11 protein-coding genes are annotated in these 13,197 nt (G+C 58.8%); 6 read left to right on the top strand and 5 right to left on the bottom strand.

Annotated elements, in window-relative coordinates:
- Positions 1-38: 38 nt before the first annotated feature.
- Positions 39-1,580: a caspase family protein gene (locus NKH41_RS25945; RefSeq protein ID WP_352541905.1), complete on the bottom strand. Its 1,542-nt coding sequence runs from the start codon at positions 1,578-1,580 to the stop codon at positions 39-41.
- A gap of 495 nt (positions 1,581-2,075) precedes the next feature.
- A complete protein-coding gene (locus NKH41_RS25950; RefSeq protein WP_352541904.1) occupies positions 2,076-2,255 on the bottom strand; it encodes a hypothetical protein in 180 nt (59 codons plus the stop codon).
- Positions 2,256-2,458: 203 nt separating this feature from the next.
- On the opposite strand from NKH41_RS25950, the gene NKH41_RS25955 reads away from it, so the two are divergent.
- The 6 genes from NKH41_RS25955 (at position 2,459) to NKH41_RS25980 (ending at position 9,702) form a co-directional block, all read left to right on the top strand.
- Positions 2,459-4,408 carry a CHASE2 domain-containing protein gene (locus NKH41_RS25955; protein ID WP_352934562.1) on the top strand — a complete coding sequence of 650 codons (1,950 nt, stop codon included), beginning with the start codon at positions 2,459-2,461 and terminating at the stop codon, positions 4,406-4,408.
- 26 nt (positions 4,409-4,434) lie between these two features.
- Positions 4,435-5,193: a hypothetical protein gene (locus tag NKH41_RS25960; protein WP_352934565.1), complete on the top strand. Its 759-nt coding sequence runs from the start codon at positions 4,435-4,437 to the stop codon at positions 5,191-5,193.
- A gap of 457 nt (positions 5,194-5,650) precedes the next feature.
- Positions 5,651-6,112, top strand: a complete 462-nt coding sequence (locus tag NKH41_RS25965) for a phasin (protein ID WP_352503409.1) — start codon at positions 5,651-5,653, stop codon at positions 6,110-6,112.
- A 664-nt stretch (positions 6,113-6,776) separates the two neighbouring features.
- Positions 6,777-7,916, top strand: a complete 1,140-nt coding sequence (locus tag NKH41_RS25970) for an FIST N-terminal domain-containing protein (RefSeq protein WP_352503407.1) — start codon at positions 6,777-6,779, stop codon at positions 7,914-7,916.
- 10 nt (positions 7,917-7,926) lie between these two features.
- Positions 7,927-9,267, top strand: coding sequence for an ATP-binding response regulator (locus NKH41_RS25975; RefSeq protein ID WP_352616179.1), 1,341 nt, complete (start codon positions 7,927-7,929; stop codon positions 9,265-9,267).
- A gap of 3 nt (positions 9,268-9,270) precedes the next feature.
- The gene (locus NKH41_RS25980) at positions 9,271-9,702 is read left to right on the top strand and encodes a DUF6392 family protein (protein WP_352780222.1); all 432 of its coding nucleotides are present in this window, start codon (positions 9,271-9,273) and stop codon (positions 9,700-9,702) included.
- A gap of 561 nt (positions 9,703-10,263) precedes the next feature.
- On the opposite strand, the gene NKH41_RS25985 is transcribed toward NKH41_RS25980, so the two are convergent.
- From NKH41_RS25985 to NKH41_RS25995, 3 genes are all read right to left on the bottom strand, one after another.
- The gene (locus tag NKH41_RS25985; RefSeq protein WP_023679211.1) at positions 10,264-10,947 is read right to left on the bottom strand and encodes a response regulator; all 684 of its coding nucleotides are present in this window, start codon (positions 10,945-10,947) and stop codon (positions 10,264-10,266) included.
- Positions 10,948-11,678: 731 nt separating this feature from the next.
- On the bottom strand, positions 11,679-12,248 hold the full coding sequence (gene gfa / locus NKH41_RS25990) for an S-(hydroxymethyl)glutathione synthase (RefSeq protein ID WP_352451333.1): 570 nt from the start codon (positions 12,246-12,248) through the stop codon (positions 11,679-11,681).
- A gap of 71 nt (positions 12,249-12,319) precedes the next feature.
- On the bottom strand, positions 12,320-13,197 hold an 878-nt coding region (locus tag NKH41_RS25995), incomplete at its 5' end, for a zinc-binding dehydrogenase (protein ID WP_352934568.1).

Consider the following 13,197-nt stretch of genomic DNA (forward strand, 5'->3'; position numbering starts at 1 on the left):
GTTTGGTCGGCGTTTGCACGGACCCGCAAATGCCGGCCCTATTCAGTACGCTTGTCAAGTCTTACGACACCTGCACACTCGCCTCCGACTCGAGAAAACTCACCGCTGCCTTTCGCACCTTGAAGCCTGCCGATGATATGGTTTTGCCTTGGCGCACCATCGTCATCGACGAAACTTAAATAGATGTCGAATGCCCCGTCGGCGGTGATTGTTCCGGCCAAAGGCACCATCGCGGAAATTTCCGTTCCATCGATAAAGATTGTCGTTGACTGTTCGGTGTAATCGCAGGCGGAATTACCTGCGCGCCGCGTCAGTGCCCACGCGCCATCAAAAGCCTTTACCTTGACCGGAGCGCAGACACGTTCTGGGATATTCTTGATTGCGCGCAACACCTCTTTCGTCGGCTCCAGGCTGGCAAGCTTCAATCCCCGCTGCTCGGCAAAGGCTTGAAGAGCTTTCCGACTTCCCGGTCCCCATTTGCCGTCTGCCTGTCCGACAAGGCAGCCGACTCGCGTTAGCTCTGTTTGCGTTGCCTTTGTCAACGCGCGCGGATCAGCCAAAGCTTGCGTCACATCTAAATCAGGATGAGCTTCTGCAACCGCCACGCCCGCGATGGAAATCGAGGGGGCTTTGCCACGATCTGTTGCTGCCTGTTCGATCTCGTCGATCTTCAAGCTGGCTAACGCCGCAAAGGCGCCGCTTGGATACTGTCTGAGATAGGCCTCAAAGAAGCGCTTGTCCGTTTTTTCCTTGATGGTCTCCCAATAGGCGACTTCTACGTCCCCTCCTTTCGCACCCGCCGTGACAGCGGTGTTTCCGGACAACGGTTGCAAAATGACGTCGCCCGTCAGCGAGGAGTTGTCCCATGGCACTTGCTTGCCGTCGGTTGCTTCAAGCACATCCCTACGGACGTTGATGAGGTCGCGGGAGATGTCCTGGCCAGGCGTACCAAGATTCTTCAGCAGCGCAGATGTGAACGGCGAGTTCCTTCCCTCGCCGTCCAGCGCAACGTTCCCGGGCTGCGTTGCAAAGGCTATGAGCGATCCAACGCCCGTGCCTAGCTTTGCCAAGCCCCGACCGACCGACCCTGATCGCGTACCCATCGAGCGCCCAAGGTTCTGTGAGAAAGGACTGTCCCGGCAAGCATCCAAAAATACCAGGTTGACCTTCGTGGTTCGCTCCATGGCCGACAAGACGAGGTCCATGGGCACGGCTTCGAAGTCGAGGTCGTTATATGTGGATAGCCGCGCATCAACGGGAGCCATGTAGTTGGTGCCGTTCACCTGGACGCCATGGCCGGCATAGAAGAGAAGCGCCATGTCGGCACCATCCAGCTTGCCGATGAAATCTCGAACCGTGCCGCGCATCCCGCTCAGATCGAGGTCCTCGCCTGCAACCACCTCAAAGCCCAACGCCTGCAGTTTTGCGGTCATATCCACCGCATCATTTTTTGGATTGGAAAGTGGAACCGCGTATCTATAGGCAGAATTACCGATGACCAGCGCGACGCGCCGTTCTGCCCACGCTTGGGCGCTCAGCGAAACTAGAAGAAGCGCAATGGCGAAGCGAAGCGCCATCATGGCTGTATATCCTTAGTCTCGGCTCATTCAGCGGGTTCACCAGTCGATAGACTGGACAAAACCGGAGCAATCTTGCGAGACTGAGCCCGGTGCTTCGCAGTGTCAAGTCCAACGGATAGTCGGTAGTGGATCAGTTTGAAATCTGACGCTGCGCTTTTTACCGGGCGCCGTTCTTCCTCAGCTCTGGGCATATTTGTCAGTTCTTCGGCATTTGGGGTGGCACAAGTTGAACATATGGCGTCGTCGGTTCCTTATCAGGGCGAATGCGGCTGGGGGCCGGCTTCCCGTGTTTGCCGAGCGACCTAATGTATTGATAGAGCGATTGCATATCGCTCTCCTCCATCGCTCGAAGATTGTACCAAGGCATCGGTGGAGACGTTCTAATGCGCTTCAGCATCCCTACGAATCCACGCTCGCTCATTACCGAAGCATCTATCCGAAGATTGGTCGCATAGGTCGTGCCCCAAGGACCGCGCCAACCGACCGAGTTGCCCATTAAAGCCTTTCAGGATCAATCTTGCCTTCTGTTTCGCTGTAGCCTTCGGTATGGCAATCGTGACACCCGCCGATGATTGATACCTGCAACCCTCGTTCGACCGATACTTCGCCTTGAGCGAAGGCTGCAATTGGCATCGTGAGACCGGTTAATAGGAAAAACAGGCTTGTGACACGCATCCTTCCCTCCCATGCGTTCCGCTAAGCATATATGAGCCAACGTCCGAAGGCGACGGCCGCGTCGAGGCCCTCAAATTTCAAACTGACCCACTACTGGACAATCCAACGGACTTAGCGAAGGGCCTACCGCTAGCCCTCACTTCGCCGGCGGTCTATGCTGTGTAAACTCACGCCGATAGACACCGAAACGGATTGCACGCAGCTTGGCCGTCTTCACGCCGATCGGAAAGGTTCAAAAAGGGCGCCTTCTCGCATCGCTCGGATTCTTTTTCATTCTGGGAGCCTGCATTGCCACATTCTCTCCCTCGGGCGAGAAACTGCTGCGCGACGTCTTGATGACGACCATCTCGCCCTTCGTTGCGCCCCCGACAGACATCGTGATCGTGACGATCACAGAGCAGACCTTGGAAAGATTTCCCTATAGATCGCCGCTGGATCGGGGTGCCTTGGCCGACCTCGTGCAGAGAATCGATAAAGCTCATCCGAGAACAATAGGCATTGACTTGCTTTTCGATCAGCCAACCGAGGCGGAGAAGGATCGGCGCCTGGCTGAGGTTATCGAGGCGGCCGAAAGTCCCGTAATTGTCGCATCTGCATCACGCGAGGACGACCTTACCGACAAGCAACTGTCGTACCTTAGTCGCTTCGCGCCAAGCGCCATCCGCGGACTGGCGGCCCTGTCTCATGATAGGGTCGACGGAGTTGTGCGGGAAGAATTTCCAGGGCGCCTGGTGAATGGCAACTGGCAACCTAGCTTTGCATCAGCGCTCGCGCAGACCGCCGGCATATCGTCATCGCAGGCTGCGGAGAAGATGGTCTACTATCGGGCTACAGGCATTCATCCGGCACGATTTACAATATATCCGGCGCACGCCGCCGCTTTCGCGCCCCCGGCCTGGTTCGCCGGGAAGTTCGTTTTGATCGGCGTTGACCTCCCGCTGCAGGATCGTCATGCAACCCCCTTTGCCGTGCTGAACGGCTCTGTTGCCGGAGCGCTGCCGGGTGTCGTTATTCATGCCAATGCGCTGGCGAGATTGATCAAGGGCGACAAAATCATTACGCCAGAGGCGGTGGCGGCGTTTGCGCCCTTCGTTCTCGCGACGGCGCTCTGCATCTGGGTCGCTTGGCTCCGCATATCAGTGTTGGTGAAACCTGTGGTCATCATCGGCGCAGTCGTTTCGGTTTTGATCTTAGAAGCAACCGCGTTTGCCAAGGCCGGAATTCTGTTACCTATGGTCGCGCCGTCGATGCTGCTGCTAGGGCTCTCCGGATTCGTCGCAATTCTGGCATGGCACCGGGACTCGAAAGAAAGGCGTTTCGTCCAGAACGCGTTCTCTCAGTATCTCAGCCCGGCAGTCGTGGCAGAGCTAGTCAGCAAGCCGGCGTCACTGCGCCTCGGCGGATCCGAACGCTTGATAACGTGCGTGTTCACCGACCTTGAGGGATTCACCAGTTTGGGCGAACGGACGGAACCAGAGGTATTTGCTACGGTTCTGAATGAATACCTCGAGGCGGTTTGTGGTCTCTTCATTGAACATGGCGCCACGATAGACAAACTAATAGGCGATGCAGTCATTGGTTTTTTTGGCGCACCGGGTGTGCAGGAGGACCAAGCCGAAAGGGCCCTAAAACTAACGCTTGCTACCGTCGCGATGTCTCGAAGATTTCGGACAGATCTAAAGTCTAGAGGCCATGACGTTGGCGTCACTCGTATCGGCGTCCATCGAGGACCTGCAGTTGTCGGAAATTTTGGGGGCAATCGATTCTTCAACTACACGGCCATGGGCGATACGGTGAACACCGCTGCCAGGCTCGAAGGCGCGAACAAGTTTCTAGGTACCGTGAACTGCATCAGCGATGAGGTGGCGAACTCTTCCGATGACTACCTGCTTCGGCCGTCCGGTGTGTTGTGTCTGAAAGGCAAGACTGAGTGGATCTCAGCCTTCGAGTTGCTGGAAGACGGGCGTATGAATCGCGAGATGGTGGAGGCTTACTCGCAAGCTTACTTGCTGATGTCCGCGCGCGACAAGACTGCCGCTGCTGCCTTTGCATCGCTGGCCATTCAATATCCCAACGATGGCCTCGTTGCTTATCACCTTGGGAGACTGAAGCAGGGTGAGGCTGGCGATAGGATCTATCTTGAAGGCAAATAAAACAAGCGTATGGTTGAACGTGCGTCATGTATCGGCAACCCAAAATCATTTTCCTACTGGCTGCGGCCATCGCAGCAGTTGGTTCCTACTCGAGCGCTCTTGCGGCCAGCGAGTATGTCGTTGTCGCTGTCGATCCTCCCGCGGACAGCCCTCAGCTCGGCAAACTGTTCAGACTGGGCGACCTCGTGCATATCGAGGGTGGATCGACTGTCACTTTGATGGGTGACGATGGCTCGGTCACTGCGTTGCCGGGACCCGCGGATATTGTGGTGACCGACGACGCATCGGATTCTGGATCAACGTCTAACGGGGCGGCAGGCGCTTCTTCGAGTTTGACTGCGATTTCGGATCTATTGGGGAATGCCACTGGTCAGCTCCAAACCATAGGTGGATCTCGTGGCGTTTCCGACACGACGGCCGCCACCTTGGAACCTTGGATGGTGCCGGTCGAAAATGGTCTGACAGGCTGCGTTTATGACCTCAAACTGGAGCTTTGGCGCCCACCGGGGCACAGGGCGGATGTTTCGGTTGCCTATAATGAAGAGTCGCTGGCGACAAGCTTGGTCTGGGACAAGGATACCCCAATTTTGGCAATTCCCGGAAACGTGCCACCGGATCTTCGATCCGTTGGGTTGGTGATCGACGATAAGTCATTTCGAATGCCTATCGTGCATTTGCCCACCGGCTTCAGCCCGTCGGATCATGTGGGACTGTATGCCTGGATGATAGGAAGCGGTTGTCTTCTTCAGGCATCCGCCCTGATCCGGAACTTGGCTAACCGATAGACCACCAGGGGTGGTCACTTCACGGCACACTGGAAGCGGTAGAGGCGCGCCTTCGCGTCAACCACCGCCATATCGAGCCAACTTCTCGATGGCGCGCTAAGGAAAGCGATCGCCTTGTGCCCAGCGGGTACGCCGACTGCAAGTTTGCGGCGCACGAATTTAACGCTTTCGTTGACGTAGACTTGGACGGTTGCCGAATAGCGGCTGAAGTAGATATGCAGGTGGCAAAACGTCGTGCTCTGTTGCGAGGCTATGCTGGATCAGGGGGTCCGTCCAGAAGAGTTCTTCCTGCAGAACCGGCGATCTCGAGATGCCACCGACCCTCCGCATGCCCCCTCGGAACGCTGGAAGAGGGATGGTGCGTCGCACAAAAATATTGCAATGCACTATAAATGCCGTAACGTCAGTTTCGTAAATGAACGAGACGGCTTTTGTGAAAGGCCGTCCACCGGACAGGATGGAAACTATGGCCAAGACTGCTGACACCGTTGAAAATACCGCATTCCCCACCTTCGACGCGTCGAAGGCTGCCGACCAGGTCCGCGCTGTCGCCGAAAAGGGCGTCGAGCAGTCGAAAGAAGCCTATGCGAAATTTGCGTCAGGCACCGAGACGACCCAGAAGGCTCTGCAGTCGAGCTTCGAAACCGCCAAGACCGTCGGCAACGAGTTGTCGCTGAAGACAATTGCTGCTCTGCGCGCCAATGCCGAAGCCGGCTTCTCGCACCTCGAAGCCCTGGTTGCCGTGAAGTCGCCGTCCGAGTTCATCGAACTGCAGACTGCCTTCTTGCGCACGCAGCTCGAAAAGACCGTCGAGCAGGCCAAGGAATTTCAGGCCGTGACGACCAGGGCTGCCGAAGATGTATCAAGGCCGATCAAGGATGTCGTTGAAAAGGCGATGAAAGATCTCAAAGTCGCCTAATTGAGTCTAAGCGATCGGAAATAACCGCGAAACAACACCTTCTCCAGCCGGTCTTTTTCCTTTTGGCTGGATGCTCTTTGGTGCCTGCGTTGCCATGGCGGTGCGGGCATGGCTCTCTCGGCTGCGATCATCCGCACAATCTGACGGCGGCGAGCGACGAGCCCGGCCAGGGCCTCGGCTTCGGTGCCGCGCAACGGGCACTTGCCGCTTGCTCGACCCAACGAAGGCAGCGTTACGGCAGCATCGGTGGTGTCGGTCCTGGCCCGCTTGCCGAGCGCATTGGCGTAGGCTGTCACCTGCCCCGGATTGACCACGACAACCGCCAGGCTAGACTAGCACCCTGTCCAAAGCGGCAACGGCTAAGCGCGATATCCTGCCCCATTCTTGGCACGTCGAGCCTTGACATTCGCCTGCGGCAAATTCAGCTGGGCCTTCGTTGCACGGATGGCGGTGCGACGCGGCCTTTCATCTGTGAGCGGCAGCGCGGACGCCGTCAAACGGCAGAAACTTCAAATCCATCATGTTGGCTCATTGCCAAAGCACCGCTTCAAGACAACAATGACCTCGACGCCGGCGCGCCAGACGCGCACAAAAAGAGCGTTGGAGGAAATGGAGGAGGAAGCCGCTGGCCAAGTCACGGACGCGCTATGCATGCGGCGTTTCGGTGCTCACGACCGACGAATCTGACGCGGATGCATTCGCCCGGGCGGTGGCAGCGGAAGCAGCGGCCATTGACGCCGGGTTTGCCCTCCTGTTTTTCTCGCAGAGCCTCATAGAGGCCGTCACCCTGTCGGAAGCGCTGAAGACCCACGCGCCGGCGCTCCACTATGCCGGCTGCTCGACAGCCGGTGAGATAACGCCCAAGGGGCTGGAGGAAGGCCAGATCCTGGCTATGCTGCTTCCCTCCGTATCGTTTTCGGCAGCCAGCACCATGATCGAAAATCTGTCCTCATCGGGCATGGACGGGATTACCGGCGAAGTCGAGGCGCTGAGGCGTTCATTACACGAGCGCCTCGGGCACGAGCGGGCCGACACCACTTTCGCGCTCTGCTTGATCGACGGCCTGTCTTATGCCGAAGAAGCGGTGACCTCCGCCATCCATTGGGGGCTCGACGACATCCCACTGATCGGTGGGTCGGCTGGCGATGATTTGAAATTTGAGACAACACGGCTGATCTCGAACGGCAAAGTGACCTCCGACAGCGCCATCATCGTGCTGGTCACCACGGAAATTCCTTTCCACGTGTTCAAGACCGACAATTTCGTTCCCACCGACGAGAAGCTGGTGGTGACGGCATCCGATCCCGACCACCGCATCGTGCGCGAATTCAACGCCACCATTGCCGCCGAGGAATATGCCGCCTCGGTCGGCGTCGTCGCGCAGATGCTGACGCCACTGAGTTTTGCCTCGCACCCGGTGGTGGTGAAAGTCGGCGGCGAATTTTACTGCCGTTCAATCCAGAAGATGCACGCGGACGGCTCGCTGTCGTTCTTCTGCGCCATCGACGATGGTGTCGTGCTTGCCGTCGCCCAGCCTAAGGACATGGTCGAGGCGACCCGCGCCGCGCTCAGCGACGTCAGCGAAAGGCTTGGCGGCATTGACCTGATCCTCGGTTTCGACTGCGTGCTGCGCCGGCTCGACGCGCGCAATCGGCAGGTCTATCGCGAGATTTCGGAACTCTACAAGGTCAACAACGTCCTCGGCTTCGGCACCTATGGCGAACAGTACCGTTCGATGCATCTGAACCAGACCTTCACCGGCATCGCCTTCGGTGAACGCAATCCGGCCGAAGCGGCGGAGTAGGAAATCCGGGATGCCGCTCAGGAACATCGACGACCTGGAAAGGCTGAAGAAGATCAACGCCGCGCTGATCAGCCGCGTCGAGCGTTCCATGGACCAGCAAGGCAATGCCTTTTCGCTGTTCCAGACCGCCATTTCGCTTGAGAGCCGGGTGCGCAGCCGCACCGAAGAGCTGCATTCGACCTTGCGCCGGCTGGAGCAGTCGAACATCGACTTGAACGCAGCCAAGGAAAACGCCGAGCTGGCGAACCTGTCCAAGACCAGGTTCCTGGCGGCCGCCAGCCATGACGTGCTGCAGCCGCTGAACGCCGCGCATCTGTCGGTCTCGGCGCTTGCTGAAGTACAGACCAGCGAGGAAGGCAGAAAGCTGGTCCGCCAGGTCGAGCGATCGCTGGAGACGATGGAGGACCTGCTCCGCACCTTGCTCGACATTTCCAAGCTCGATGCCGGCGTCGTGCAGCCCGACATCACCGATGTCAGCCTGGAGACGCTGTTTTCGTCTCTTCGCTCGGATTTTCAGCCGGTCGCGGAGATGAAGGGGCTGACGCTGAAGTTCCGGCCGGTCGATGCGCTCGTTCGTTCGGACCGAACCTTGCTACGCCGCATCCTGCAGAACATCCTCTCCAATGCACTGCGCTATACCCGCTCGGGCGGCGTGTTGGTCGGCACCAGGCATCGCGGCGACACCATCCGCATCGACGTCGCCGATACCGGCTGCGGCATCCCCGACGACCAGCGCGAGGCGGTGTTCGAGGAATTCCATCGCGGCGTGATCCCGACCGATGCCGGGCTTGCCGCCGGCGGGCTGGGGTTGGGGCTGGCCATCGTGCGCCGCATCGCCGCGGCACTCGGCCATCCCGTCACGTTTTCGTCGAAGGTCGGACATGGCACGATTTTCCATATCGACGTTCCGGTCGGGATCGGCGACACGGCCGATCCAATCGCCAGCACCGTCGACATGGAGCGGCCGCGCGGCTACGGTCTGTTCGGCACAAGGGTGCTGCTGGTCGAGAACGACATCGACGTGCTGCAGGCGATGACCTCCCTGCTCGAGCGCTGGCAATGCCTGGTGCGCCCCGCCACCTCGACCGGTGATGCGCTCGACATGCTTGGCGACACCGACTGGTTGCCAGATATTGTCATAGCCGACCAGCATCTCGACGGCGGCGATCTCGGCACCACCACAATCGCCAAAGTCCGTGATTGTCTCGGCCGCGCGGTGCCGGCGCTGATCGTCACCGCCGATGGTTCGGAGACAATCGCCAACGCCGCCCGCGCCGCCGGCATCGAGCTGATGCGCAAGCCGCTGAAGCCGGCCCAACTGAGGGCGTTGCTGGCGCATCTGCTGGCTTGAAGAATGGCTAACGCGATCCTCGACTACTTGGGAAAACCGGCGTCATCTCTTTTGACGTCACCGCCTTTTGAATCCTGGAAATTCAAACGAACTGTAGATCATGATCTTCCGGAAATCCGCATAGATTACGTTTCTGCGCGTCACAAATTTTCCTTCATCTGCGATCGCGATGAAAAAATAGACACCATATTCATAGAAGCTGACAATTTGGATCGAGACCTCCTTGATATCCCCTTTTCATCCAGTCGCAACGACGTGCTGAATATCTTTGGCGTGCCCTCAAAAAGCGGCGCGGCACGGAGAGATCCTTTTTTGGGTGAATACGGCCCTTGGGACCGCTTCGACGAGGCACATCATTCAATACATATCTCATATCACGCTCATGCAAACCGGATAACAAGGGTGACGCTTATGCGCGCCGACGCGGTGCCGTGACTATGCCGGGCATGCCCATGCGCGACTGAGGGGCCCCGGGAAACCCACAATGACAGTGCAGTTCTACGGCACCTTCGACTTGCCCGTCGGATGGGAAGACGTAACTGACAACCCCCCGAGGGATCGCCGCCTACCTTAGTTTAAAGAATCAGATGCCGGCGGCACCCTTCAATTCTCTATTGCGAAATATCGAAGCGGGGAAAAGCCAATGCAGATTTCGATGTTCTTAGAACGTTTATGATCGAGTTTTGTCGAAACAATTTCATGGATGTCGAGCGGATTTTTGAGAGAAAATTTGGCGACGTAATGTGTGTTGGCGTTTCGTCGCGGACTACAGATCAAACCTTATTGGCCTGGTATTTGCCGAATGGAAACGATTTTGCATTCGTGACCTACCTTGCGCAAGGCGAGGAATACGATCTCATCGATGAGTTAGGCGAAACGAGAGAAATCATTTCGTCTATATCATTCGGATAGGGAGCAGCAGATCAAACGCCTTCGAGACATTCACCTGATCGCAGCGCCTTGCTGCTTCGTTTGCAGGGGCATCGGCACCGACCCTCAAAACCCCGCCGGATCGCGAAACAGCTCGGCGTTGTCGAGCTTCGAGACCTCGATCACCGCCTGGGTACGGCTGTAGACGTTGAGCTTGCGCAGGATTTCCGAGACATGCGCCTTGACGGTGGTCTCGCCGACCTGCAGCTCGTAGGCGATCTGCTTGTTGAGCAGGCCCTGGCGCAGCATCTGCAGCACCTTGAGCTGCTGCGGCGTCAGCGTGGCCAGGCGCTGCACCATCTCGGCGCGGTCGGTGCTGTCGGCGTCGCGCGGCCGGCCTTCATAAGTCTCGGGAACATAGATCGCGCCTTCCATCACCGAGCGGATGGCGGCCGCAAGGTCGCTCTTGCGCGCCGATTTCGGGATGAAGCCGGCCGCACCGTAGGACAGCGCCTCGGAAATGATCTTCGGTTCCTCATAGCCGGAGACGATGACCACCGGCAGGCGCGGATAACGCGTCCTGAGCTGCAGCAGCCCGTCAAACCCATGCACGTCGGGCATACTGAGATCGAGCAGCGCCAGGTCGAACGGCTTGGCATCCGTCAGAAGCTCGAGCGCCTCGGCAATCGAGCGCGCCTCCACCGTGTCGACTTCCGGATAGGCCATCTGCACGGCACTATGCAGCGCCTCGCGAAACAGCGGATGGTCGTCAATGATCAGGAACCTGGCGCGATCGGTCATCAGCTTCATTTCGGTTTGGTCTGGCCTAGAATAGTCCTGCAACCATGGCCAGCTTATTGGCAAATAGTACATTGCCATCTTGGCCGGCTAAAGCAGAATGTGGCCATGATTTCCGCCGCGCCACGCGGCAGATGTGGCCGTTCTGAAATGCATTGCCTTGCCCGGTGGCCCAAATCGGCCGAATGTGCCGGCGACGGATCCATTGAAACAGAGACAGGTCGTGACCGCCTTCCGACTTCGCGTGACAGCCAGTGACCGCCGGCTTTCGCACTGTTGCCGGCCGCCACACGACGCTTCCCCGACGCCCGCCTTGTTCGCGGCCGCACCGATGGTATCGGCTGGTCTGGCGTCGCCTGGTATACGAGCTGGTTTCCTGGACAAAACGCAGCAAGCTGATGGTGCCGCCGTTCACGCCAGGCGCTCGATAATCGTGCTGGTAAGGAGCACCACCTTGCCGCCATCGCGCTTTGGGCGCGACTTTGCCCGCGATATCCAAGCTAGTCGACGATCTGGGCCGCGCCAAGCCAGAACCAACTGATCGCAGTCGCTGATCTTGAAGAGCCATACGATCCGGTTGGACCAATTTCAGCGTATTCCCGTTGAGCCCAGCGCCCCCCGAGGCTGACAGCACGTCAGCAATGACTTACGAAGCGTGTCCGTCTACGCGCTCGCCTGCGTTCGTTCCAACGCCTGGGACCGGGCGATTTCGTCCGGCCCCAAAGATAGCGTCTGATCAGTCGTTAGGCCGGCAACGCGCCGGATCTCTTGGCCGTCCAGGTGGCGATATAGTCCATCAGTCCTGGATTGAGGCAATCATAAGGTTCGAGCCCGATCGACTTCAGCTGTGACCTTATGCCGTCCATGCGGCTCGGATCGACACCGGACTCGATGATCGAAGAGACAAAGGCGGTGAAGCCCGGCGGCGACCAGCCGTCTTCCTGGAAGCGTTCCGGATGGATGAAGGACAGTCCCTTGAACGCGTGGTCGCGCTCGACCGGGCCGTGCATGTGGACGCCGCAGCCGGTGCAGGCATGGCGCAGGATCAGCGCGCCCGGATCGACGATCTTCAGCTTGTCGCCGTTTTCGGTCACCGTCACGTCGTTTGTACCGGCAACCGCCACGACCGAGAACAGCGCGCCTTCCGGCTTCCAGCATTTGGTGCAGCCGCAGGCATGGTTGTGGGCGATCTGGCCCTTGACCTTCACCTTGACCGGGTTGCTGGTGCAGGCGCAGACCAGCGTGCCGCCGGCAAAGTCGGCCTTTTCCCGTGGCAGTCCATTGTCGATTTTAGGATGCAGTTTTTCCGGCATTTTTGTCTCCTCCCTGGTTGAACATCTGCATTTTTCGGCCGTTGGCTGGTTAGCCGACGGCTTTCTCCTCGTCAGTAAACCACCACGCTCCTGATCGACTTGCCTTCATGCATCAGGTCAAAGCCCTTGTTGATATCCTCGAGCTTCAGCGTGTGGGTGATCATCGGATCGATCTCGATCTTGCCGGCCATGTACCAGTCGACGATCTTCGGCACGTCGGTGCGGCCGCGCGCGCCGCCGAAGGCGGTGCCCATCCAGGTGCGGCCGGTGACCAGCTGGAACGGCCGCGTCGAGATCTCCTGGCCGGCGCCGGCAACGCCGATGATGACCGACTTGCCCCAGCCGCGATGCGAGGCTTCCAGCGCCTGCCGCATGACTTTGGTGTTGCCGGTGCAGTCGAACGTGTAGTCGGCGCCGCCGATCTGGTCGGCGCCGCGCTTGGTCATGTTGACGAGATGAGCCACGACATCGCCGTCGATCTCCTTCGGATTGACGAAATGCGTCATGCCGAATTTCTCGCCCCATTCCTTCTTGTCGTTGTTCAGGTCGACGCCGATGATCATGTCGGCGCCGGCAAGGCGCAGGCCCTGGATGACGTTGAGGCCGATGCCGCCGAGGCCGAAGACGACCGCCGTCGCGCCTTGCTCGACCTTGGCCGTGTTGATGACAGCGCCGATGCCGGTGGTGACGCCGCAGCCGATGTAGCAGATCTTGTCGAACGGGGCGTCGGCATTGACCTTGGCCACCGCGATCTCGGGCAGCACGGTGAAGTTGGAGAAGGTCGAGCAGCCCATGTAGTGGAACAGCCTGTCCTTGCCGATCGAGAAGCGCGAGGTGCCGTCCGGCATCAAACCCTGACCCTGGGTGGCGCGGATGGCGGTGCACAGATTGGTCTTGCGCGACAGGCAGGACGGGCACTGCCGGCATTCCGGCGTATAGAGCGGGATGA

Origin of the sequence: Mesorhizobium sp. M1169 (assembly GCF_040318345.1) — a bacterium.
In the GTDB taxonomy this organism is placed as follows: domain Bacteria; phylum Pseudomonadota; class Alphaproteobacteria; order Rhizobiales; family Rhizobiaceae; genus Mesorhizobium.